The sequence below is a fragment of the Corallococcus sp. BB11-1 genome, assembly GCF_026626625.1.
Lineage (GTDB): Bacteria > Myxococcota > Myxococcia > Myxococcales > Myxococcaceae > Corallococcus > Corallococcus soli.
The window spans coordinates 210,766-231,530 of the sequence record NZ_JAPNJY010000001.1 but is presented as its reverse complement, the minus strand read 5'-3'; the positions used below and the strand labels follow the sequence as shown (position 1 = coordinate 231,530).

General features: G+C 72.4%; 19 protein-coding genes and 1 pseudogene. 12 read left to right on the top strand and 8 right to left on the bottom strand.

Annotation, left to right across the window (positions count from 1 at the left end):
- Positions 1–2 precede the first annotated feature (2 nt).
- From mbhE to OV207_RS00950, 5 genes are all read right to left on the bottom strand, one after another.
- Entirely contained in the window at positions 3–2,297 is a 2,295-nt protein-coding gene (gene mbhE / locus OV207_RS00970) for a hydrogen gas-evolving membrane-bound hydrogenase subunit E (RefSeq protein WP_267551778.1), read from the bottom strand.
- A 142-nt stretch (positions 2,298–2,439) separates the two neighbouring features.
- On the bottom strand, positions 2,440–3,321 hold the full coding sequence (locus tag OV207_RS00965; RefSeq protein ID WP_267551776.1) for an AAA family ATPase: 882 nt from the start codon (positions 3,319–3,321) through the stop codon (positions 2,440–2,442).
- Between the two features lie 85 nt (positions 3,322–3,406).
- Positions 3,407–4,363 (bottom strand): protein kinase, encoded by a 957-nt coding sequence (locus OV207_RS00960; RefSeq protein WP_267551774.1) that lies wholly within the window; start codon positions 4,361–4,363, stop codon positions 3,407–3,409.
- A 124-nt stretch (positions 4,364–4,487) separates the two neighbouring features.
- On the bottom strand, positions 4,488–5,087 hold the full coding sequence (locus tag OV207_RS00955) for a hypothetical protein (RefSeq protein ID WP_267551773.1): 600 nt from the start codon (positions 5,085–5,087) through the stop codon (positions 4,488–4,490).
- A gap of 167 nt (positions 5,088–5,254) precedes the next feature.
- Positions 5,255–6,253, bottom strand: a complete 999-nt coding sequence (locus OV207_RS00950) for an SDR family NAD(P)-dependent oxidoreductase (protein WP_267551772.1) — start codon at positions 6,251–6,253, stop codon at positions 5,255–5,257.
- A gap of 227 nt (positions 6,254–6,480) precedes the next feature.
- Here OV207_RS00950 and OV207_RS00945 point away from each other — a divergent pair, with 227 nt between their 5' ends.
- Positions 6,481–6,867, top strand: a complete 387-nt coding sequence (locus tag OV207_RS00945) for a phage holin family protein (RefSeq protein ID WP_193429351.1) — start codon at positions 6,481–6,483, stop codon at positions 6,865–6,867.
- Between the two features lie 10 nt (positions 6,868–6,877).
- Here OV207_RS00945 and OV207_RS00940 read toward each other — a convergent pair whose 3' ends face one another.
- From OV207_RS00940 to mobA, 3 genes are all read right to left on the bottom strand, one after another.
- Positions 6,878–7,489: a TIGR02265 family protein gene (locus tag OV207_RS00940; RefSeq protein WP_267551770.1), complete on the bottom strand. Its 612-nt coding sequence runs from the start codon at positions 7,487–7,489 to the stop codon at positions 6,878–6,880.
- Between the two features lie 99 nt (positions 7,490–7,588).
- A complete protein-coding gene (locus OV207_RS00935) occupies positions 7,589–7,981 on the bottom strand; it encodes a response regulator (protein WP_267551764.1) in 393 nt (130 codons plus the stop codon).
- A 318-nt stretch (positions 7,982–8,299) separates the two neighbouring features.
- Positions 8,300–8,911 carry a molybdenum cofactor guanylyltransferase gene (gene mobA / locus OV207_RS00930; protein ID WP_267551763.1) on the bottom strand — a complete coding sequence of 204 codons (612 nt, stop codon included), beginning with the start codon at positions 8,909–8,911 and terminating at the stop codon, positions 8,300–8,302.
- Between the two features lie 170 nt (positions 8,912–9,081).
- Between mobA and glp the strand changes: the two genes are divergently transcribed.
- The 11 genes and pseudogenes from glp to epsU all read left to right on the top strand — a co-directional run bounded on the left by glp (position 9,082) and on the right by epsU (position 20,635).
- Complete coding sequence (gene glp / locus OV207_RS00925; protein WP_267551762.1) at positions 9,082–10,335, top strand: gephyrin-like molybdotransferase Glp; 1,254 nt, start codon at positions 9,082–9,084, stop codon at positions 10,333–10,335.
- Between the two features lie 11 nt (positions 10,336–10,346).
- Positions 10,347–10,802: pseudogene (mobB, locus tag OV207_RS37725) on the top strand (molybdopterin-guanine dinucleotide biosynthesis protein B); the annotation flags it as partial.
- Between the two features lie 132 nt (positions 10,803–10,934).
- Positions 10,935–11,804 carry a formate dehydrogenase accessory sulfurtransferase FdhD gene (gene fdhD / locus OV207_RS37720; RefSeq protein ID WP_420715167.1) on the top strand — a complete coding sequence of 290 codons (870 nt, stop codon included), beginning with the start codon at positions 10,935–10,937 and terminating at the stop codon, positions 11,802–11,804.
- 334 nt (positions 11,805–12,138) lie between these two features.
- Positions 12,139–13,623 (top strand): exopolysaccharide biosynthesis polyisoprenyl-phosphate hexose-1-phosphate transferase EpsZ, encoded by a 1,485-nt coding sequence (epsZ, locus tag OV207_RS00915; protein ID WP_267551759.1) that lies wholly within the window; start codon positions 12,139–12,141, stop codon positions 13,621–13,623.
- A gap of 189 nt (positions 13,624–13,812) precedes the next feature.
- The gene (gene wzx / locus OV207_RS00910; protein WP_267551757.1) at positions 13,813–15,291 is read left to right on the top strand and encodes an exopolysaccharide biosynthesis flippase; all 1,479 of its coding nucleotides are present in this window, start codon (positions 13,813–13,815) and stop codon (positions 15,289–15,291) included.
- Positions 15,292–15,305: 14 nt separating this feature from the next.
- Positions 15,306–15,947 (top strand): exopolysaccharide export protein EpsY, encoded by a 642-nt coding sequence (epsY, locus tag OV207_RS00905; protein WP_267551755.1) that lies wholly within the window; start codon positions 15,306–15,308, stop codon positions 15,945–15,947.
- A gap of 3 nt (positions 15,948–15,950) precedes the next feature.
- Positions 15,951–17,267, top strand: a complete 1,317-nt coding sequence (gene epsX, locus OV207_RS00900; protein WP_267551753.1) for an exopolysaccharide export protein EpsX — start codon at positions 15,951–15,953, stop codon at positions 17,265–17,267.
- A 9-nt stretch (positions 17,268–17,276) separates the two neighbouring features.
- A complete protein-coding gene (locus tag OV207_RS00895; protein ID WP_193429363.1) occupies positions 17,277–17,453 on the top strand; it encodes a hypothetical protein in 177 nt (58 codons plus the stop codon).
- 23 nt (positions 17,454–17,476) lie between these two features.
- On the top strand, positions 17,477–17,881 hold the full coding sequence (gene epsW / locus OV207_RS00890) for an exopolysaccharide biosynthesis response regulator EpsW (RefSeq protein WP_193429537.1): 405 nt from the start codon (positions 17,477–17,479) through the stop codon (positions 17,879–17,881).
- On the top strand, positions 17,878–19,374 hold the full coding sequence (epsV, locus tag OV207_RS00885) for a PCP family exopolysaccharide biosynthesis protein EpsV (RefSeq protein ID WP_193429364.1): 1,497 nt from the start codon (positions 17,878–17,880) through the stop codon (positions 19,372–19,374). The genes epsW and epsV overlap by 4 nt, the downstream gene beginning before the upstream one ends.
- Positions 19,375–19,423: 49 nt before the next feature.
- Positions 19,424–20,635 carry an exopolysaccharide biosynthesis GT2 family glycosyltransferase EpsU gene (epsU, locus tag OV207_RS00880; RefSeq protein ID WP_267551750.1) on the top strand — a complete coding sequence of 404 codons (1,212 nt, stop codon included), beginning with the start codon at positions 19,424–19,426 and terminating at the stop codon, positions 20,633–20,635.
- Positions 20,636–20,765 lie beyond the last annotated feature (130 nt).

Here is a 20,765-nt window from a genome sequence, read left to right as displayed (position 1 = left end):
GGTCAGCCCCTCCCCTTCGCGTTCAGCTTCAAGAGGCTGGTGACGCCCAGGAGCGCGGCCAGCACGACGCTCATCTCCCCCACCGTGTCCAGGCCCCGGAAGTCGGTGAGCACCGCGGCGACGACGTTGGGCGAATGCGCGACCTCCGCCAGCTTCACCGTCTGGGTCCCCACGCGGTCGGCCTGCAGATGGGACAGCGCGCTCCAGCTCAGCAGGAAGGCGCTCGCGCCCGCGATGCCGGCGGAGATGCGGTCCCGGCCCCGGGGCTTCTGGGCCTCCTGCTGCGCGCGCTCCAGCCGCCGGCTGGGCAGCAGCGCCAGCAGGCCCGCGAAGAGCAGCGTGAAGGTCGTCTCCACCAGCACGGACGTGAGGGCCACGTCGGGCGCGGCGGCGAAGGCGAACACCATGGCCAGGCTGAAGCCCACGCAGGAGATGAGCAGCACCAGCATCAGGTGGTTGCGCGCGCGCAGCGTGGCCAGCGCCGCCGCGGACGCGAACGCCAGCGCCATCACCAGCGTCACGTCCGCCCAGTGCACGGTGCCCGGGACGAAGCGGTCGCGCAGCGGCGTCACCCACAGCACCGTCATGCCCAGCAGGCCCGTGGGCACCAGCACGGACGCCACCCGGTCGCGCAGGTCGCGCACCTCCTTCTCGTGCAGCCACGTGGACAGCCGGTCCAGTTGGTGCAGCAGCAGCCGGTAGCCGTGCGCGGGGCCGAAGTGCGAGCCGCCCTCCACCAGACGCGTGAGCCCCGGCGTCCACGCCCGGCGCGTGGCGAACAGCGCCGCGCCCAGGACCCAGGCCCCCACGGCCAGCAGGTTCTCCGCGCGCGCGTCCAGGTGGTACGCGAGCTCCAGCGAGGAGGCCCCACCGCGCACCATGGAGGCGGAGGCGGCGGCGCGGGAGGGGGCGACGAGCAGGCCCGGCAGCAGGCCGCCCACGAGCACCGACGCGGCCAGGACGACGACGGGGGCGACGAGCAGCCGGGGCGCGGCGGGCGCGTCCTGGCGCGGCCCTCCGAAGAGGCCCCACCAGAGGCGCAGCGTGTACGCGAGCGTCAGGCCCGCGCCCACGAGCCCCGCCGCCATGAACGCGGGGCCCCTCTGCGCGAGCGCGTGGAAGAACACCTCGTCCTTGAAGAAGCCCACCGTGAGGGGCAGCGCGGCGAGCCCCGCGGCGCCCACGGCGCTCGCGCCCGCGAGCACGGGCAGCGCGTGGCGCAGGCCGCCCACCTCCGACAGCTTCTTCTTGCCCGTCACCTGGGTGATGGCGCCCGCGGTGAGGAACAGGGCCGCCTTGCAGGGGGCGTGGGCCGCGACGTAGAGCGGCGCGCCCTCCGACCCCAGCGCCACCAGGACCAGCGCATAGCCGTACTGCGCGATGGTGGAGTACGCGAGCACGCGCTTGAACGGATCCGCCACCAGGGCCATCAGGCTGCCCACCGTCATGGACAGCAGGCCGATGGCGAGCAGCCCGTCCCGCACGGCCACCGCCGGGGCGAACAGCGGGTAGAGGCGCTGGAGCAGGAAGACGCCCGCGGCCACCATGGCGGCCGAGTGCAGGTACGACGACACCGGCGTGGGCGCGGCCATGGCGCGCGGCAGCCAGAAGTGGAACGGCACCTGCGCGCTCTTGCCCAGCGCGCCCACGGCCAGGCACACCAGCGCGCCGGTGGAGGGCGGGTCGTTCGCGGCGCGCTCGAAGACGAGCGGCAGCGAGAAGGTGTCGTACTGGAGGCCCAGCGCCATCGCGCCCGCGAAGAAGACGACGGAGGTGGCGCCGGTGAGCACCAGCGACAGCAGCGCGGCGGCGCGCGACTCCGGGTCCTCGCGGTCGAAGCCGATGAGCAGGTACGAGACGATGGTGGTGAGGTCCAACGCCACGAACAGCAGCAGCAGGTCATCCACGGTGACCAGCAGCACCATGGCGGCCATGAAGGACAGCAGCAGGACGTGGAAGCGCACCTCGTCGCGCGCGGGCCGGCCCTCCTTGGCCAGGTGGTGCGGCATGTACGCGCGCGAGTAGACGACGACGAGCGCGCCCACCAGCAGCGCCATCGCGGCGTAGAGGCCGGACAGGCCGTCCCGGGTGAACTCCAGCGACAGGCCCCACGTCGGCGCCCAGGGGAGCACCAGGCGCGCGGGCCCCTGCATCAGCTCCCAGCAGAGCGCGACCAGCGCGACCACGGCGCCCGCTGCGCCCGCCCAGGCCGCGGCCTCCGTACGCCACCGGCCCGCCAGGTACGCGAGCGGCGCACACGCCAGGGCCAGCAGGATGGGGAGCACGAGGACGGGCATGGGTGGGCCAACGGCCCACCTTAGGGATCAACCACCGAAGCAGACACACAACCTTCAGCCTGCTCCGCGAAGCGTTGTCCTGTGCCCACTCCGGGTGCGGAGGGTGTGCGATGGTGGACACACCGGGGCCCCGCCCTCCCCTCTACAGCGAGCCCAGCAGCTCCCGGCACTCGCGCCGCCAGTGGAGCGAAGCGCCGGGCACCTGCGCCACGCGCACGGAGCCGTCGGAGGGCTCGCGCGACAGCAGGCGCACCTCCTCCGGGCGCACGTGCTCCAGCAGGTCCGGCGAGTGCGTGGACAGCACCACCTGCACGGGCTGCCCTCCGGTGGACTCGCCGCGCGTCATCGCCCGCAGCAGCTCCAGCACCTCGCGCACGAGCCCCGGGTGCAGGGTGCGCTCGGGCTCGTCCACCGTGAGCAGCTCCGGCAGCGGCCGCTGATACGGCAGCACCAGGAACGCGAGCAGCCACAGCACCCCGTCAGAGACGTGCTCGGGGCCGAACCACACGTCCGGGCTCCAGCGGTCGCGGAAGCGCAGGCGGAAGGAGCGGTCCTCCAGGTCGCGCGCCACGTCCACCTCCGTCAGGGAGGGCACGCGCCGCGCCAGCTCCTGGGAGATGGCCTCGCGCGTGGACATGGGCAGCGCCGCGAAGACGCTCGCGAGGTTGCCGCCCTTGCGCTCCAGCCAGGTGGCCTTCGCGGAGGAGCCCCCCGTGCGCAGGGCCTCCATGTTCAGCGCCAGTTGCTGCGTGGCGTGCCCCTGCCCCGGCAGCGTGTCCATCACGCTGAACGGATACACCACGCGCGTGCGGTCGCCGTGCGCGTACGTCCATTCAATGGAGAGGGGCCGCGACGCGTCCCGCCGCCAGAAGTCGGTGGGCTCGTACGCCAGCTGGTGCTGGAGCCCCTCCAGCACGGCCGTCTTCCCGGAGGCCGTGGGCCCCACCAGGACGGTCAAGGGCTCCAGCGCGAGCTTCACGCCAAGCAGACACCGGAAGTGCTCGAAGTGGACGGACGCAATCACGCCCCCGAGCCTAGCGGGCCCACCCCAGGGGACGTCCACGCCCCCCTCCGGAAGCCCTGCCCGGACGGCAGGGAGGCGTCGCGGCTCAGGACTTCAGCGCGCGCGGCCGCACGGGCACCGACGCCGCCATCACCGACGCCGCCCCCACGTACACGTCCACCGGCGACAGCGGCCCCGAACCCGGCAACGCCGCCACCTCGCGCACCACCTCCGCGCCCGCGTGACAGCACGCGCGCAGCTCCGCCTGGAGCCGCGCGCCCGTGTCGCCCTCCCGGGGCGCGTCCAGCAGCAGCCGGCCCAGCACGTCCCGGGGCGCGGGGGACAGCTCGCGCAGCCCCGCCTCCACCTCCGCGGGCGCTGGATCCGTCGCGCTCACACGGCCCGTGACCAGCTCCAGCAGCACCCGGCCCAGCGCGCGCAGGTCCGCGTGCTCCGCCAGGGGCGCGTCCACCGCGTCTTCCAGGACGGGCAGGACGGGCGGTGGCGCCACGTCCGGGAGGGCCGGCGACGTGAAGCGCCGCAGCAGCCGGCACGCGGGCCGCAAACCGAAGTCCGTCAGCGTCACCTCGCCCCGGGGGCCCAGCCGGATGCGGTTGGCGCGCACGCCCCCGTGCACCACCTGCGTCGCATGCGCGGCGTGCAGCGCGCCCGCGACCTCCGCGCCCACGTGGCACACGAACGCCTCCGACAGCCGCGCGCCCCGCCCCGCCACCCGCCGGCGCGCCGTGGCCAGGGAGCAGCCGGGGACGTAGTCCGACACCACCGTCAGCGTGTCGCGCGCGTCCACCTGGAAGCCGTGCAGCCGCGCGATGCCGGGGTGCCGCAGCGGCACCGCCCGCGTCAGCGCGGACTCCAGGGGGAGCCGCGTCTCCGGCGCGAGCCCCGGCGCCAGCAGGTACGTCTTCACCACCAGCGGGGAGTCACCCCGCTGCCCCGCCTCCAGCGGCCACACCAGGGACACCCACTCCCCCAGCGGTCCCCGCCCCAGCGGATGGATGGGCGCGAACGCGGGCAGCCGGGAGGCGAACGGAAGCACGGACATGACGACCTCCAACCCAACACATCCAACCTGGGACGTCAACCCATCCGTCCCGATGCCACGGGTCCTGCCGGCCTCCCGGCGCCCGGGCGCGCGGCCCGGGCGACGGAAGGGCGCGGCGGGAGGACTAGAAGTAGCCGCCCACCGTCGTGGAGATGCCGAGCGTCACGTCGTTGCCGGTGAAGTTGCCCTGGCTGCTGCCGATGTTGAAGCCCCGGTCGCTGATGAGCGCGCGGACCTGGGGACCCGCGCCCACGAAGAAGTGCTCCGTGACGTGGAAGAGGATGGGCGCGTAGATGTCCAGGACGAAGGACACGTCGCTGTTGTTGGGGACGTGCCCGAAGCGGATGCCGAAGCCCAGCTTCGGCCAGAACGACACGCGCTCGTTCAGCGGCAGGTTGTAGCCGACGCGACCCAGCACGCCGAGCCCCACCTGGGTGGCGTCACCGAAGCCCAGCGACAGCTGCGCGGCCGCGCCCACCGACAGGTTCTGCTGGAGGAAGTAGTCCGCCGCCGGCTCCAGGTTCACCAGGAAGACTTCGCTCCCGGTGTTGTAGCCCAGGAAGCCGGACGCATCCTGGCTGATGACCAGCTGGCCCGGCTGACCGAAGTCCGACGCCCGGCCCGGATCGCTGTTCAGGTTGGGCGCTTCCGCCGCCACCGCGTTCGCCGACACCGCGAGCCCCGCAACCAGCGCCAGACCCATCCACTTGTTGTTTCCACGCATCGAGCATCCCCTCACGTTCGCGCCCGGCCGACCCTTCCCGGTGCGCATGCGGGGCCCCTTCTAATCAAAGGCCGCCGCGATGCGAGGATGTTTTCCCGCCTCCCGACACTTCCGGGGGCGCAACTCCCTTCTGCTGAACACCGCCCGCGCTTCCTGATCGCGGTCCGCTAGCGGACCGCGCGCGCCACGCCCCGGGCGCCCAGGGCCGCTCCGCCCAGCACCCCGCCCGCCAGCGCCGCCAGGCCCAGCGTCGCCGTGAAGCGCAGCCACGCGGGGGTCGGTGGCACGCTGCCCCGGGGGCCCACCCCCTGCGCCACGGGGGAGAACAGGTTGCCTTCGCGCCGCTTGAGGGGCGTGTCCGTCGTCTGCATCCGCGCGCCGAAGCGGCCCAGCACCGCCTTGCCCACCGACGGCGCCAGGCCGTTGAGCCACAGCATCAGCCGGCCCTGGAGGAACGCCGGCACCGACGTGCGCCCCGGCCGCTTCGCCAGCCGCACCACCGCGCGCGCCACCAGGTCCACGTCGTACGTGGGCGGCACCGGCACGGGCTGCCGGTCCAGCAGCGTGGGCGCGTGGTCGAACATCGGCGTGGACACGGAGGGCACCATCACGTTGGAGACGTGGATGCCCGTGCCCGCAAGCTCCATCTCCAGCGACTGCGCCCACCCCAGCGTCGCGTGCTTCGCGGCCGAGTACGCCGACAGCAGCGGCGCCGACCCCGACGCCAGCATGGACTGGACGTTGAGCAGGTGGCCGTGGCCCTGCTCGCGGAAGCGCGGCAGCACCGCCCGCGCGAAGCGGAGGTAGCCGAAGCACGCCACGTCGAACACGCGCGTGATGTGCTCCCACGGGAGCTGTTCGAAGGGGCCATAGGACTGCACCGCCGCCGCGTTCACGAGCAGGTCCACGCGGCCGTAGCGCGCCACGCACTCGCGCACCACGCGCTCCACGTCCTCCTGCGCCGTGACGTCGCCTTCGCACACCAGGCACTCACCGCCGCGCCGGAGCACCTCCGCGCGCAGCTGCTCCAGCGCGAAGCGGCGCCTCGCGGTGACGCACAGCCGCACCCCGGCCTCCGCCAGCCGCACCGCGGACTGCCAGCCCACGCCGCTCGACGCGCCGGTGACGATGGCGACCTGCCCCCTCAAGTCCTCGTGACGTGCCATGCGGGTCCGCCCCTCCCTCCATCAGGTGGGCCTTCCCGCCCCGGGCGGCACGCGCAAGGGGCCGGCCCCCCCGGGAGCATCCCTCCCTCGCCCGGCCGCCCTGCGTGCCGGGGACAGGGCGGGGCCCGCGCCGCCCCTCCCCGCCGTGCACCCGCCAGCGGGGCGCACCACCCTATGGACCAGGAGCGCGCCGGGAGTGTGAAGGCCGCGAACCGCGGGAGCACGCCATGTCAGAGCACCCCTCCAGCCCGGTGACGGATGATTCGCCCCAGCGGCTGGTGACGCGCGCCATGGACCAGGGCCGGCGGCTGGCGCAGGCGGAGGTGGAGCTGGCGAAGGAGGAGCTGCGCCGCGACGCGCGTCAGGCGATGAAGGCGGCGTCGCTCGTGGGCAGCGGGGCGATGCTCATGCTGGGGGGCGCGCTGTCGCTGGCGGTGTCCCTGGGCCTGCGCCTGGACTCGGTGCGCGGCACGCTGCTGCTGGGGCTGGGGCTGGGCGGCGCGGGGGCGGTGCTGGGATGGCAGGGCGTGCGCAGGCTCCCCGGACGACCGCTGGCGGAGACAGGCAGGCGCCTGCGCCAGGACCTGGACGCCCTCCGCCCGTCGCTCTCCTGACGTGGACCGCTCAGCTCCAGGAGATGTCGTAGAAGGCTTCCACCAGCGACAGCGCCTGTCCCCGCACCTGCACGTCCCGCACGCCGGTGATCTCCAGGGCCGCGCGCAGGATGCCTTCCGAATAGGGCACCGGCATCAGGGTGCGCTTCATGGAGATGCGCCCCGCCGTGGGCCCCGTCCACTCCACGGTGCGCTCGCCGAAGTTCAGGGCCATCCGGTAGCCCGTCTGCATCCCCTCCATCAGCCGCCTGGGGTCTCCCCCGGCCTGCTGCACCATCTCCCGCGCGAACATGGAGTTCAGGAAGTCCAGCATGGCCTGGGTGCCAATCTGGCGCATGGCCGCGTCGAAGTCGCCCACGAGCGGCGCCAGCTGGGAGGCCGCCGCATAGGCCAGACGCAGGAAGCGGGGGAACGGGTAGGGCTGCGTGGGGACCCAGTCCGCCGTCTCGCCCGTCTGCTCCAGGATGCTCGCCACCGCCGCCTCGCCGCCCAGGAAGCGCACCGCGTCCAGGGCCCCCAGGAAGAACATGCCTCGCGACGTGTCCTCCTCGTTGGTGACGCCCAGGCGGGCGCTCAGGTCGCGTGCGATGTCCTCTGGAAGCTCCAGTGTTCCGCGCGGCATCGGTCGTCCTTTGGGCGGCAGTGGGGGAGGCTGCCGGAGAGGACCATTCCACAGGTCATGACCCGCCGCGAGTCCCTCGCCGTTCACGCGACACATGTTTCACGACGTGGGAGGTTCTTCCGGACCGGCTCCCGGAGAGGGCAGGAAGCGGCCCACCATCTCCATCAACTGGTTCACGGACACCGGCTTGCGCAGGTAGGCCACCGCGCCCGCGGGCTGGAAGGGACTGCCGGACAGCACGACGATGGGCACGCCCTCCAGCATGCGCTCCTGCGCCAGCCGCGACAGGAACGACTGGCCATCCATCACCGGCATCATCAGGTCCAGCAGCACCAGGTCTGGACACGGATTGGACCCGAGCCAGCCCCAGGCGTCCTCGCCATGCACGCACTGCGCGACCTGGAAGCCTTCCATCTCCAGCAGCGTGCTGACCGCGTCACGGATGTCTTCCTCGTCTTCAATCAGCAGGACGAGAGGGGGGCTGTTTGGCATGCAGGTTCCACTCGCTCCCCGCCACGTTCGAACCTCCCCGTGGCCCCAGGCCTCCACGTTTTCGCCGGACGATATGGGGGTCACCGGGCGAAAGCGGGAGTGGCGTTCGTTGCCAACATGGATGGATAACGGCCGGGCCCCCCGGTCCTGATTCTCCATTTCAGAGATTTTCTACCTGCCCGCCTGCCCCAGCGTACGGCGCTGGACGGCCCTCACGGGTCATGAAGGACCGGGATTGACGTTTCAGGGCAGGCGCCCCATGGGGCGGGGCATGGCGCGACCGCAATGCCAGACACGAAGTCGGCTCCACGCGCACCTTCAGGGCGACGGCAACGTCACACCGAAGCGCACCAGGTCCTCCGGCGTGTTCACGTTCACCAGCGCGCGCGCGTGCGAATCCACCGCGCGCAGGGCGGACTCCGGCAGCGTCCGGGTGCGGAAGCGCGACAGCACCTGGCGCAGGGACGGGTTCTCCGCCAGCGCTTCGCCCCACCGCGCCACCAGCGCCGCGCGGTAGACGGCGAGCAGCGGCTCCCAGCGCCCTTCGCGCTCGAAGCACACCGCGTCCACGTCCCGGGCCCGGGCCTCCAGCACCACCCGCGCCGCGGCCCCCGTGACGAAGGGCATGTCACACGCCACCGCGAACACCCATGGTGTGCGCGCCGCGCCCAGCGCCGCGTGCACGCCGCCCGGCGCGCCCCGGCCCTCCACCGCGTCCGCCACGATGCGCGGCCCGAAGCGCGCGTAGGGCGCGGGCGCGTTCGTCACCAGCAGCACGTCCCCGAAGGATGATCCGAGCCCCAACAACCGCTCCAGCACCGTGCGCCCGTCCACCGTCAGCAGGCCCTTGGCCACACCGCCCAGCCGGGTCCCCTGCCCCCCAGCCAGGATGGCCAGCGTCACGTCGGGAAAGGTCGCGGATCCATCCATGTCCGCGGAAGGCTACACAGCTTTCCCTCCGTCCACGCCTGGGTCATTCTCCCGGGAAGCAGGCCACTCCCTGGATTTCGCCCGGTTCGGGAGGGAGGGAGCAGCCTCAATCCCAACCTCCCCCATGGACAAACGCGACGGGGCCGGGCGTAGAGTCGGGCCTCCGACGCATGCCGCTGACTCCCCTCCCCGCCGCGCGAATGGCCGCGCTCGAAGCCATCTCGCCCGCGGCCCCCTCGCACCTTCCGTTGCTGGAAGCCCACGGGCGGTTCCTCGCCGCCCGCGTGGAGGCCTCGCGCGCGCTGCCCGGCTGCGACAACTCCGCCATGGACGGCTGGGCCGTGCGCGCCGAGGAGACGCGGGGGGCCTCGCGCGACCGCCCCGCGCGCCTGCGCATCGTCGACACCGTCTACGCGGGCCACCTCCCCCGGCGCGCCCTCCAGCCCGGCGAGGCCGCGCGCGTCTTCACCGGCGCCCCGTTGCCGCCCGGCGCGGATGCCATCGTCCGGCAGGAGGCCGCGCGCGCCGACGACGACGGCGCGCACGTGGCGCTCTTCCTCTCCGTCCTGCCCGGCCATGACGTGCGCCGCGCGGGCGAGGAGGTGATGCCCGGCACGCCGCTGTTCCCCCCGGGGCAGCGCGTGGACGCCACCGTGCTGGGCGTGCTCGCGTCGCTGGGCGAGTCCACCGCGCTGGTGCGCCCCGCGCCGCGCGTGGCCGTGGTCGCCACCGGGGACGAGCTCGTCGCGCCGGGCCAGCCCGCGCAGCCGCACCAGGTCTTCGAAAGCAACCGCGTGCTCGTGGCCGCGCTCGCGCGCGAGGCCGGCGCGGACGTCACGCACCTGGCCCGCTCGCGCGACGACGAGGCGGAGCTGCACGCGCACCTGGAGCGGCTGGTGCCCCAGGTGGACGTGCTCATCACCACCGGGGGCGCGTCCGTCGGGGACCGGGACTGCGTGAAGCGCGTGCTCGCCCGGATGGGGGCCCGGTTCCTGGTGGACGGCGTGGCCCTCAAGCCCGGCAAGCCCGTGGCCGTGGCCCGTCTGGGTGACACCGCCGTCGTCGTGCTGCCCGGCAACCCGGGCGCCGCCACCGTCGCGTTCGACCAGTTCGCCAGGCCGCTGCTCTTCAAGCACCAGGGCGTGGTGGAGCAGCGCCGCGTCGCCCGCGCCCGGCTCTCCGAGGGACGCCACAAGCAGGCGGGCCTCACGTACCTCGTCACCGTCGCGGCGCTGGACGTCCGGGACGACGGCCCCCTGCCCTGGGCGAGGCTGCGGCCCCAGGGCGCCGGGCAGATCCTCCAGAACGTGGCGGCCCGGGGCTGGGCCGTGCTGCCGTCGGGCCGCGCGGACTTCGCCCTGGGCGAGCCCGTGGACGTGCAGCTCTTCGAACAGCCGGACTTCCTGGCCGTGGAGGCCGCGTGAAGCCGCGGCCCATGCTCGGCCTCATCGGTGGATCCGGCGCGGGCAAGACGACGCTGCTGGAGCGGCTGCTGCCGGAGCTGTCCTCGCGAGGCCTGCGCGTGGCGTGCCTGAAGCACTCCTCCCACGCGCATCCGCTCCACCGCGGCGGCAGCGACACCGCGAGGCTCCAGGCCGCGGGCGCGGTGCGGGTCGGCTTCGCCACGCCAGAGGGAACGCAGCTCACCACGGCGGAGGCGCTGTCCCCCGCGCACCTCGCGCATGCCACGGAGGCCGTGGACCTGTGGCTCGTGGAGGGGTGGAAGGACGGGCCGCTGCCGAAGCTGGAGGTGTGGCGCGAAGGCCTGGGGCCGCTGCTCGCGACGTCCCGGCCCGAAGTGCTCGCGGTGGTGACGGACGCGCCGGCGCTTCCCCAGGCCCTGGCCTCCCGCTCGCGCCTGCCCCTGGGCGACGCGCGCGCCGTCGCGGACTTCATCGTCGCGTGGATGCAGGAGCAAGGGGACCCGCGCGGCTCCAGCGCGCTGGAAGGGCCCGCGGCGACGGCGGCGGCTTCGCGCGCACCGGCTGCACCACGCCCGGCCCCGAGCGCCGTCTCCCGGGGCATCACCCACCGCCCCGTGCGCCGCTTCGACGGCGAGGTGCTGCGCGCCGCGGAGGACGACCGCATCGCGGTGGAGGAGCCGCTGGAGATCCGCGTCAGCGGTGACGCCGTCGCCACCACCATGCGCACCCCGGGCCATGATCGCGAGCTCGCCGTGGGCTTTCTCTTCGCCGAGGGCATCCTCCAGGACGTGGACGACCTGGGCAGCCTCTTCCACTGCGGCCACCCGGGCGAGGAGGGCTTCGGCAACGTGCTGGAGGTCACCCCCGCCTCCGGCGCCGTGCTGGACCTGGAGCGCGTGCAGGCCACCCGCCGCGGCACCCTCACCACGTCCGCCTGTGGCGTCTGCGGCCGCCGCAGCGTGGAGGACCTGATGGCCGCCTGCGCCCCCGTCGCCCCCGGCCCCGTCCTCTCCGCCCACGCCGTGGCCCGCGCCACCGAACGCCTGCGCGCCGTGCAGCACAACTTCGAGCACACCGGGGGCGTCCACGCCGCCGCCGCGCTCGACGCCCACGGCGCCCTGCTCGCCGTCCACGAGGACGTGGGCCGCCACAACGCCGTGGACAAGGTCGTGGGCACCCTGGTGCTCGCACGCGCCGTGCGCGCCCCGCGCCGCCTGCCCACACCGCCGTTCCCGGCCGCGCCCGCCGTCCTCGCCGTCAGCGGCCGCGCCAGCTTCGAAATCGTCCAGAAGGCCGCCCGCGCCCGCATCCCCGTCGTCGTCAGCGTCTCCGCCGCCAGCTCGCTCGCCATCGACCTGGCCCTGCGTTCTGGCGTGACGCTCGCCGCGTTCTCAAGGAACGGTCGCTGCAACGTCTACACCGGTGCGGAGCGACTGGGACCCGACCTTCCAACTCCCTGGAACCCTTGATGGAACCCCTTGATGACCTCCGCCACGGCCCTCCAGCAGGGGGCGATGCATCCACCTGTCAGACCGGCATCGTACATGCAGTCACCCCCAGGTCCGGGTGTGTTGGGCCCCCGGGACGATCCACCGTCCCATCCAGGGCTCACTGATTCGAGAACACGGGCGGCTTCCCCCGTAGGATGAGGTCGCCCCAGGAATCACCTGTAGTCACGTCTTCCACGCTGAGCGGCGGTTGCGCCGCGACGCACAATTTGGCAGTCTTACATTTCCTCCTGGTTAAACTTTTCTAGCCATGACGGTATCCTCTGCGAAACCCGAACGTTCGAAGCAGAGGGGGGTGGACACGATGAGCAGTGCGACTGCAGGCGCCGAGGTCAAGGCATCCCCGTCGGCGGCCCCGCTGACGGGGAGCGCGGTCTTGGAAGAGGCCACGGATCCTCCGCGGCTGGCCCCCGGCTTCGCCGCGAAGCTGAACCTCACCGTGGACGTGGTGCTGCTGGTGGGCGTGCTGCTGGGCACCGCGTGGCTGCGGGGCGGCCAGACGCTGCCGCTGGGCTGGGAGCTGCCCGGCATGGTGCTCACCGCCGTGCTGGTGTGGCTCATCACCGGCACCGCGCTGTGTCTCTATGATTCGCGCTTCGCCGAGCGCAGCAAGCTGGACCACGTGGCGCTGGTGTCCGTCACCACGCTGGCCGTCGTGACGGTGCAGGCGGTGCTGGAGCTGGCCATGCCCGTCGCCGCGCACGTGGGCGTCGCGCCGCTGCTGGTCGTCTTCTGGCCGGTGGCGCTGCTCCTGCGGTTGGGCGTCTTCCGGCAGGTGGCCTCGCAGGAGGCCCCCACCGACGAGGTCCTCATCGTCGGCACGGGCGCCATGGGCCGCTACACCGGCGAGGACCTGTCCGGCCGCGGCCGCCACAAGATCCTGGGCTACGTGCGCTTCCCGGAGGACCACGCCTCCGGCGACAGCCTGCCCGCGCAGGTGCTGGGGCCCGCGGATGAGCTGGAGCGCCTGCTGCGCACGCTGCCGGTGAGCGAGGTCTACATCGCCGGCAACACGCTCAAGCAGGGCGAGTCCATGCAGGCCGCCATCAAGCTGGCCGAGCGCTTCGGCGTGCCGTTCGCGCTGCCGGCGCACTCGTTCCGCCTGGACCGCGCCCGCCCGGTGGAGTCCCGCGCGGTGGCGGACGGCTACCTGCACTTCGCCGCGGTGGCGCCCAAGCCGCACCAGATGGCCATGAAGCGCCTGTTCGACATCGCGGTGTCCGCGGTGGCGCTGTGGATGCTGCTGCCGCTCTTCGCGGTGGTGGCGGCGGCCATCAAGTTCACCTCGCGCGGCCCCATCTTCTTCAAGCAGCTGCGCACCGGCCAGCACGGCAAGCCGTTCTACATGCTGAAGTTCCGCTCCATGGTGGTGAACGCGGAGGAGCTCAAGGAGCGGCTGGCCGCGCAGAACGAGCAGACCGGCCCCGTCTTCAAGATGAAGAATGATCCGCGCATCACCGGCATCGGTCGTTTCATCCGCAAGTTCTCCATCGACGAGCTGCCCCAGTTCCTCAACGTGCTGCGCGGGGAGATGAGCATCGTGGGGCCGCGTCCCCCGGTGCCCAGCGAGGTCGCCAAGTACGAAACCTGGCAGCGCCGCCGCCTGTCCGTGCGCCCGGGCCTCACCTGCATCTGGCAGGTGTCCGGCCGCAACCAGATCTCCTTTGAACAGTGGATGTACCTGGACATGCAGTACATCGACCACTGGAGTCTGACGGGCGACATCCGCCTGCTCCTGCAGACCGTGCCGGTGGTCATCACGGGGCGCGGAGCAAGCTAGCAGCCAGTGCCGTTTCCCCGGGCCCGACGTTGACGCGTCGGGCCCGTTTGTCTTTCCATGGGGCGGGCCTTCCCCCCATCGCATGCGCAGCGCCCCTGAAGGCCCGCGTCATCCATGACCGTGAACAGTCCGACCCCCTCCTCCCCTGAAGTCGAAGACGGCGCGCGCGCGAACGAAGTCCGCGGCGCCGTGCGCAGCACCCTGCAGCTGGGCGGCTCGCTGATGGTGACGTACGCCATCGCGCTGGGCATCCGGGCGCTGATGCCGCGCTACCTGGGGCCGGAGGCCTTCGGTTACTTCAACTGGTCGGAGGCCTTCGCCGCCACGTTCTTCGTGGCCACGAACCTGGGCCTGGAGACGTACATCCGCAAGGAGGTGCCGGTCCGCCCGGATCACGCGAGCGACTTCTTCGGCACCACCATGCTGCTGCGCCTGGCCATGACGGCGGTCCTCATGGTCGCGCTGGCGCTGGTGCTCCACCACACGGGCGAGCCCCCGGAGGTGCAGCACCTGGTGCAGTGGTTCGCGGTGGCCCATTCGCTCACCGTGGTCAACGCGTCCATGGCGGCGCTGCTGCACTCCAAGGGCAAGGTCGCGGGCCTGTCCATCTCCAACGTCATCACCAAGATTGTCTGGGGCGGGGGCCTGGCGCTGATGGCCGCGATGGGCGTGGGCATCCAGTGGCTGGCCGTGCCCATGGTGGCCTCCGAAGCGGTGAAGCTCGTCATCAGCTGGCGCCTGGCGAAGGTGCACCTGGGGCTGAAGTTCCGCATCGACATCGCCGCCACGAAGAAGGTGATGAAGAAGTGCCTGCCGTTCTTCCTGACGGCGGCGGCGCTCGCGTGCAACGGCCGCACGGACATGTCGCTCCTGGGCAAGCTCGCGTCGAAGGAGGAGGTCGGCTGGTACGGCGGCGCGTTCAGCATCGCGGGCCTGACCTTCCTCATCAGCCCCATCTTCGGCTGGGTGCTGATGCCCATGATGTCGCGCGCCGCGTCCCGCTCCCCCCAGGAGCTGTCGCACCTGACGCGCCGCTCGCTGGAGGGCGTGCTCGCCTTCACCGTGCCGGTGATGATGGCCATGGTGCTGGGCGCGGACCTGTGGGTGCGCCTCATGTGCGGCCCCGGCTTCGAACCCGCGGCGCTGCCGCTGCGCGTGCTGTCGCCCATCTTCGTGATGGCCTACGTCACCATGGTCAGCAGCATCTGGCTCACCATGTCCAACAAGGAGTGGTGGGTGACGCTGGCGGCCACGATGGGCGCGGTGGTGAACCCGCTGCTCAACCTGGCGCTCATCCCGTGGCTCTACGGGCGCATGGGCGCGTCCGGCGGCGCCACCGCCACCGCGCTGTCCATGTTCTTCACGGAGGTCATCGTCACGGTGCTCTTCCTCGGGCGCATGGGAAGGAACTCCTTCGACCGGCGTTCGCTCGTCATGGTGGCCAAGACGGCGGTGGTGTGCGGCGTGTGCGTGGCCCTGGACCGCTTCCTGGCGGGCAGCGTGTCCGCCTGGCCCCGGCTGGGGCTGACGGCCACCACCTACGTGGTGGGCGTGCTCGTCACCGGCGCCATTCGCCCCGCGGAGCTGCTCCAGGTGGTACGCATGGCGCGGCAGCGGGGCAATGCGGCCCCCTCCGAGGTGGTCGTGACGGCCACCCCCACCGTGTGAGGAGCCAGCGCGCCATGCCGTCCCGTCCCTCCCGATTCCGCGGTCCCGGCTCCCTGTCCCGCGCGCTCGCGTGCGCCGGCCTGCTGCTGCTCGCCCCCGCGTGCAGCGGCCTGGGGAAGTACACCTGGGTGAACGACTACCAGGAGAAGCCGACCGAATCCGACGCGGCCTATCAAATCGTCCCGGGCGACGTGCTCAACGTGCGCGTGTGGGGCCAGGACTCCATGACGACGCGCGCGAGGGTGCGCGAGGATGGCCGCATCAGCCTCACCTTCCTGGACGACGTGGAGGCCGCGGGCCACTCGCCGGCCCTGCTGGCGCAGCAGATCCAGACGCGGCTCAAGGACTTCATCAACCACCCCGTCGTCACGGTGGCGCTGGAGGAAGCGCGCCCCATGTCGGTGACGATGCTGGGGGAGGTGGCCAACGTGGGCGCGCACGTGCTCGCGCCCGGCTCCACGCTGCTCCAGGCGCTGGGCGCCGCGGGCAGCTTCACGGACTACGCGCACCGCGACCGCATCTTCGTGCTGCGCCGTGAAGACCCGAAGGTGGAGGAGCCCACGCGCATCCGCGTGAAGTACGACGACCTCATCCGCGGGGAGGGCCGCGCGGCCGCCTTCCGCCTGCGTCCCGGCGACGTGGTCGTGGTGGAATAGCCCGTGCTGGACGCGGTCCTGACCAGCCTGTGGCTGGAGGTGGCGTCCGCCTCCGTGTCCTATGCCGTCCAGGCGCGCGTGGACACGCGCGTGCGCTCCATGGAGGCGCAGGCCACCGGCCCGGACGTGCCCCCCGTGGCCGGGGACATGGACCTGGTGCCCACGCTGGGCCTCAAGTTCGACGACGGCAGCGCGGTGGCCCAGGTGGAGTACGCGCCGCGCATCTCCTTCCGCGAGGCCACCACCGACCCGCGCACGGAGGTGCAGCACGTGGGGCGCCTCCTGGCGGACTGGCGGCCCCAGCGCGGCCTCACCCTGCACGGCACCCAGGAGTTCGTGCTGGGCCAGGTGAACCTCTTCACCAACCTGCCCCTGGGCGGCAGCCTGGATGACCCGCTGGGCGGCGGCCCCATCCCGGGCGACACCGCCGTGGACGTGCCCATCCAGCCCCTGCCGGAGGGCACGGACAGCGTGTTCTTCCTGTCCTCGCTGACGACGCTCGCGGCGGAGACGGTGTGGCTGGGCCGGGGCCTGTCGCTGTCGGGCAGCGCGGGCTTCTCCGCCAGCGGCGGCCTGGACGCCACGGCCCGGGAGGCGGTGCCCTTCCAGTACGGTCCGCGCGGACAGGCGGCCCTGGGCTGGTCCCCCGCGCCCCGGCACACGCTGGCCACCACGGTGGGCGTCACGGATTCGCGCTTCTCCACCGGGGCCCGCGCCACGGTGAGCACCCTCACCGGCGCCTGGACGCACCGGGTGGACCGGCGCACGTCGGTGGAGGTGGGCGTGGGCGTGGGCGTGGCCTACTCCCTGCGGGCGACCGAGGAGCCCCCGGACGAGGAGCTGCCCGGAGCCACCCCAGCGGGTGGGAGGCGCGTGGGGACCTTTCAGGTGGGGGTGCCGCCGGAGGAGGAGCCCCCGGCGCGCCTGGACCTGCTGCCGGACCTGACGCTGGCCATGTCCCACCGGGTGCCGTCGCGGGTGGCGGACTTCAACAGCCGGGTGGCCGCGCGCGTGACGCCCTTCGTGGACCGGCTGACAGGGCTGGTGTACCCGAGGGCCGACCTGACGTTGAACGGCACCTGGGCGCTGGGCCCCCGGGTGCGGCTGTCGGGGACGGGGGGCGCCGCGTTCGCGGTGGGTGGCGCGGTGGGCGACCGTCAGGTGGTGGGCGGGGTGGGCGCCAGCTGGACGGTGTCACGGTGGGTGTCACTGGAGGCGGACACGCGGACGGCGTGGACTCGCTCGCCCGACGTGGAAGCGGCCCGCATGGTGTGGTCCGCGACGCTGGGACTGTCGGTACGGCAAACTGGTATCCTCTGAAGCTCCCCCATGGCGAAGCTCATCCTCCTTTCCGTCCTCATCGCCACCATCGCGCTGCCCGGTGCGGCGGCGCGCGACGCGAATCCGTGGAAGGGGATGAAGAAAGCCATCCTGTGGGTGGCCCTCTTCAATGTGGCGTACGCATACGGCGTGCTCGTGCTCGTGCCCCGGTACGGGTTCGGGTGAGGGAAGGAAAGGCATTCGACGTGATGGAGCTCCAACACCTCACCGTCCTCCTCGTGGAGGACTCTCCGATGTTCCGCGTCATGCTGCGTGACATGCTCCAGGAAATGGGCGTGAAGAGCGTGGTGGAGAAGCCCAACGGGAAGTCCGCCATGGAGTACCTCCAGGGCGCGGAGAAGCCCGACCTCGTGTGCCTGGACCTGACGTTGCCGGACGTGTCCGGCTACGACGTCTGCGAGCACATCCGCCGCACGCCCGCCATCGCCCACGTGCCGGTGCTGATGGTGAGCGCGCGCAACCTGCCGGAGGACAAGGCCTACGCGGAGGAGGCCGGCGCCAACGGCTACCTGGGCAAGCCCTTCACGCCGGAGGAGCTGGAGAAGCGCGTGCGCCAGGTCCTGAAGGCCGCGGTGGCCCGGAGCCCCCAGTGACGTCCCCCGCCCCCCGCCCACCCCCGTCCGCCCCGCCCCCGCATTACGTCCCCGAGCGTGAAGAGACGAACGCGCCGGCGGACCTCATCGACTGGGGCTTCCTGTTCGACGGGCTGGGGTTCGTGCGGCGGGCGGTGCTGCGACACTGGTTCCTGGGCCTGTGCATCATCGTGGTGATGAGCGCCCTGGGCTCCGCGGCGGCGAAGCTGATGCCGCGCAAGTACCACGTCGAAACGCGGATGCTGACGTACCGCAACCTCATCATCTCCTCGCTGGTGAACCCGGGCCGCTCCATCCCCGTGGAGGCCGACCAGCCGACGCGCGCCGCGTGGGAGATGGTGCTCAGCCGGGGCAACCTCAAGTCCGTCATCAAGAACGCGAAGCTCATCGAGTACTGGGACAACATGCGGTCGCCGCTCAGCCGCCTGAAGGAGCAGTACACGAAGAAGGCGCCGCCCCCCATGTCCAACGAGGACAAGGAGGAGGCGCTCATCGCCATGCTGGAGAACAGCCTCAACGTGATGGCGGAGGGCGGCTCCGGCACGGTGACCATCGGCGTGGACTGGAGCGATCCGCAGATGGCCTTCAACATCGTGGAGGCCGCGGCGCAGAACTTCCTCGACATGCGCCACGAGTCGGAGATGGGCGCCATCACGGAGTCCGTCAACATCCTGAAGTCGCAGGTGGAGAACGAAGCGGCGAACATCAAGCAGGCCATCAACGACCTGGAGCGCGCGGTGAAGCAGGCGGACGCGCGCCGCAAGAAGCGGGAAGCGGACCCCAAGCAGGCCAGCGCGCGGCAGGCGCTCTTGCAGACGGACCACGCGCTCGCGCAGCTGAAGTTCCTGGTGCAGGCCAAGCGCCGCGCCATCCGCGACGTGGAGGACTTCAGGAGCCGCCGGCTCACGGAGCTGCGCTCGCAGCTGGCCGAGCAGCGCGTCGTCTTCTCGCCGCAGCACCCGGTCATCGTGGACCTGGAGCAGCGCGTGGCCACGATGCAGGCGGACTCGCCGCAGCTCATCTCGCTGCGCGCGGAGGAGCAGTCGCTCATCCAGGAGTACCTGCGCATGGGCGGCACGGACGTGGAGTCCGCCACGGAGGGCACGAGCCTGGCCGGGTTCGGCGGCCCCATGGCGGGCGCGATGCTGGGCACGCCGGATGATCCGGAGGTGGCGGTGGCCACGGACCGGATGCGCATGGTGGTGATGCGGCACCAGGAGAAGCTGCGCCGGTTGGACCAGGCGCAGACGGAGCTGGAGATCTCCAAGGTGTCCATGAAGCACCGCTACAGCGTGCTGTTGCCGGCGCTCTTCCCGGAGAAGCCGTCCAAGCCGAACCCGAAGCTCATCGCCATCGCGGGCGTGGTGGGCGGGGTGGCGCTGGCGGTGTTCGCGGCGGTGGCGTTGGACATCCTGCGCAGGCGGGTGCTGGAGAAGTGGCAGGTGGAGCGGCTCTTGAAGTTGCCGGTGCTGGCGGAGCTGGAACGCCGCTGAAGGTTCAAGCGCGCGGGGGCCTGGAGGCCACGCGCGCGGGGGTGACACTGTGACGGTCTGGACCTGGGTGGACGTGGCGCTGTGCGTGGGGCTCCTGCCGGTGGTGGGAGGCTGCGGCTACCTGCTGCTCTTGACGCTGCTGTCGGGGCGCAAGGCGGCGCCGGTGCCGCCGTCGCCCGCGACGCGGAAGTTCGACGTGGTGATTCCGTCGCACAACGAGGAGCTGGGCATCGCGCGGACGGTGGCGAACCTGTCCGCGGTGGACTACCCCACGGACCTGCGGCGCATCATCGTCGTGGCGGACAACTGTTCGGACGCGACGGCCCAGAAGGCGCGCGAGGCGGGCGCCACGGTGCTGGAGCGCCAGGACGCGGAGAAGCGCGGCAAGGGCTACGCGCTGGCGCACGCCTTCGAGCGCAGCCAGAAGGACGGCTTCGCGGACGCGGTGGTGGTGGTGGACGCGGACACGGTGGTGACGCCCAACCTGCTGCACGCCTTCTCCCGCCGGCTGGAGGACGGGGCGCACGCGGCGCAGGCGCACTACGGGGTGATGAACCCCACGGCGTCGTGGCGCACGCGGCTGATGACCATCGCGCTGGGCATGTTCCACCGGGTGCGCTCCATGGGGCGCGAGCGGATGGGCGTGTCCTGCGGCCTGCGCGGCAACGGCATGTGCTTCACGCACGCGGTGCTCAAGCAGGTGCCGCACGACGCGTTCAGCGTGGTGGAGGACCTGGAGTACGGCATCCGCCTGGCGCGCGCGGGGCACCGCGTGCACTACGCCTGGGAGGCGGAGGTGTTGGGGGAGATGGTGACGGCGGAGAAGCAGAGCCGCTCGCAGCGGCAGCGCTGGGAGGGGGGCCGCGCGCAGATGCGCAAGCTGCACGGCTGGCCGCTCTTGAGCGACGCGCTGAAGCAGAAGAGCGGGCTCCTGTTCGACCTGTCCATGGACGTGCTGGTGCCGCCCCTGAGCCAGCTGGTGCTGGCGACGGTGGCGGGTTCGGTGCTGGCGACCGGCGTGGTGTGGCTGTCCGGGGGCACGGCGGTGGCGACCTCCGCGCTGGCGGCGTTCGGGCTCACGTCGCTGGCGCTGTACGTGCTGCGCGGCTGGTGGGTGTCCGGCGTGGGCGCGCGCGGGCTGCTGGACCTGGCGTGGGCGCCCATCTACGTGGTGTGGAAGGTGTGGCTCATGGTGCGCGGCCCCGGCGCGGAGAAGCGCGGCGAGTGGGTGCGCACCACGCGCGAGGCGGAGCGGCCGTAGTCGGCTGCCCGGGGCCGCTCCAGCGGCCCCTGCCCCGTGCGCTCGCGCTCCGTGGCGACCTTGGGCCGCACCCGTTCGGACGTGGGTGAGGGCTCAACTTCTTCCAAGCGCGGGACGTCCGACGGCGAAC

What these genes read in the sequence shown, in the direction of transcription:
- glp (WP_267551762.1), top strand. Translation starts at nt 9,082, where the DNA reads ATGCCGCTGACTCCCCTCCCCGCCGCGCGAATGGCCGCGCTCGAAGCC.
- epsY (WP_267551755.1), top strand. Translation starts at nt 15,306, where the DNA reads ATGCCGTCCCGTCCCTCCCGATTCCGCGGTCCCGGCTCCCTGTCCCGC.
- epsW (WP_193429537.1), top strand. Translation starts at nt 17,477, where the DNA reads ATGGAGCTCCAACACCTCACCGTCCTCCTCGTGGAGGACTCTCCGATG.
- OV207_RS00895 (WP_193429363.1), top strand. Translation starts at nt 17,277, where the DNA reads ATGGCGAAGCTCATCCTCCTTTCCGTCCTCATCGCCACCATCGCGCTG.
- OV207_RS00935 (WP_267551764.1), bottom strand. Translation starts at nt 7,981, where the DNA reads ATGCCAAACAGCCCCCCTCTCGTCCTGCTGATTGAAGACGAGGAAGAC.
- OV207_RS00940 (WP_267551770.1), bottom strand. Translation starts at nt 7,489, where the DNA reads ATGCCGCGCGGAACACTGGAGCTTCCAGAGGACATCGCACGCGACCTG.
- mbhE (WP_267551778.1), bottom strand. Translation starts at nt 2,297, where the DNA reads ATGCCCGTCCTCGTGCTCCCCATCCTGCTGGCCCTGGCGTGTGCGCCG.
- OV207_RS00950 (WP_267551772.1), bottom strand. Translation starts at nt 6,253, where the DNA reads ATGGCACGTCACGAGGACTTGAGGGGGCAGGTCGCCATCGTCACCGGC.
- OV207_RS00955 (WP_267551773.1), bottom strand. Translation starts at nt 5,087, where the DNA reads ATGCGTGGAAACAACAAGTGGATGGGTCTGGCGCTGGTTGCGGGGCTC.
- OV207_RS00945 (WP_193429351.1), top strand. Translation starts at nt 6,481, where the DNA reads ATGTCAGAGCACCCCTCCAGCCCGGTGACGGATGATTCGCCCCAGCGG.
- OV207_RS00960 (WP_267551774.1), bottom strand. Translation starts at nt 4,363, where the DNA reads ATGTCCGTGCTTCCGTTCGCCTCCCGGCTGCCCGCGTTCGCGCCCATC.
- mobA (WP_267551763.1), bottom strand. Translation starts at nt 8,911, where the DNA reads ATGGATGGATCCGCGACCTTTCCCGACGTGACGCTGGCCATCCTGGCT.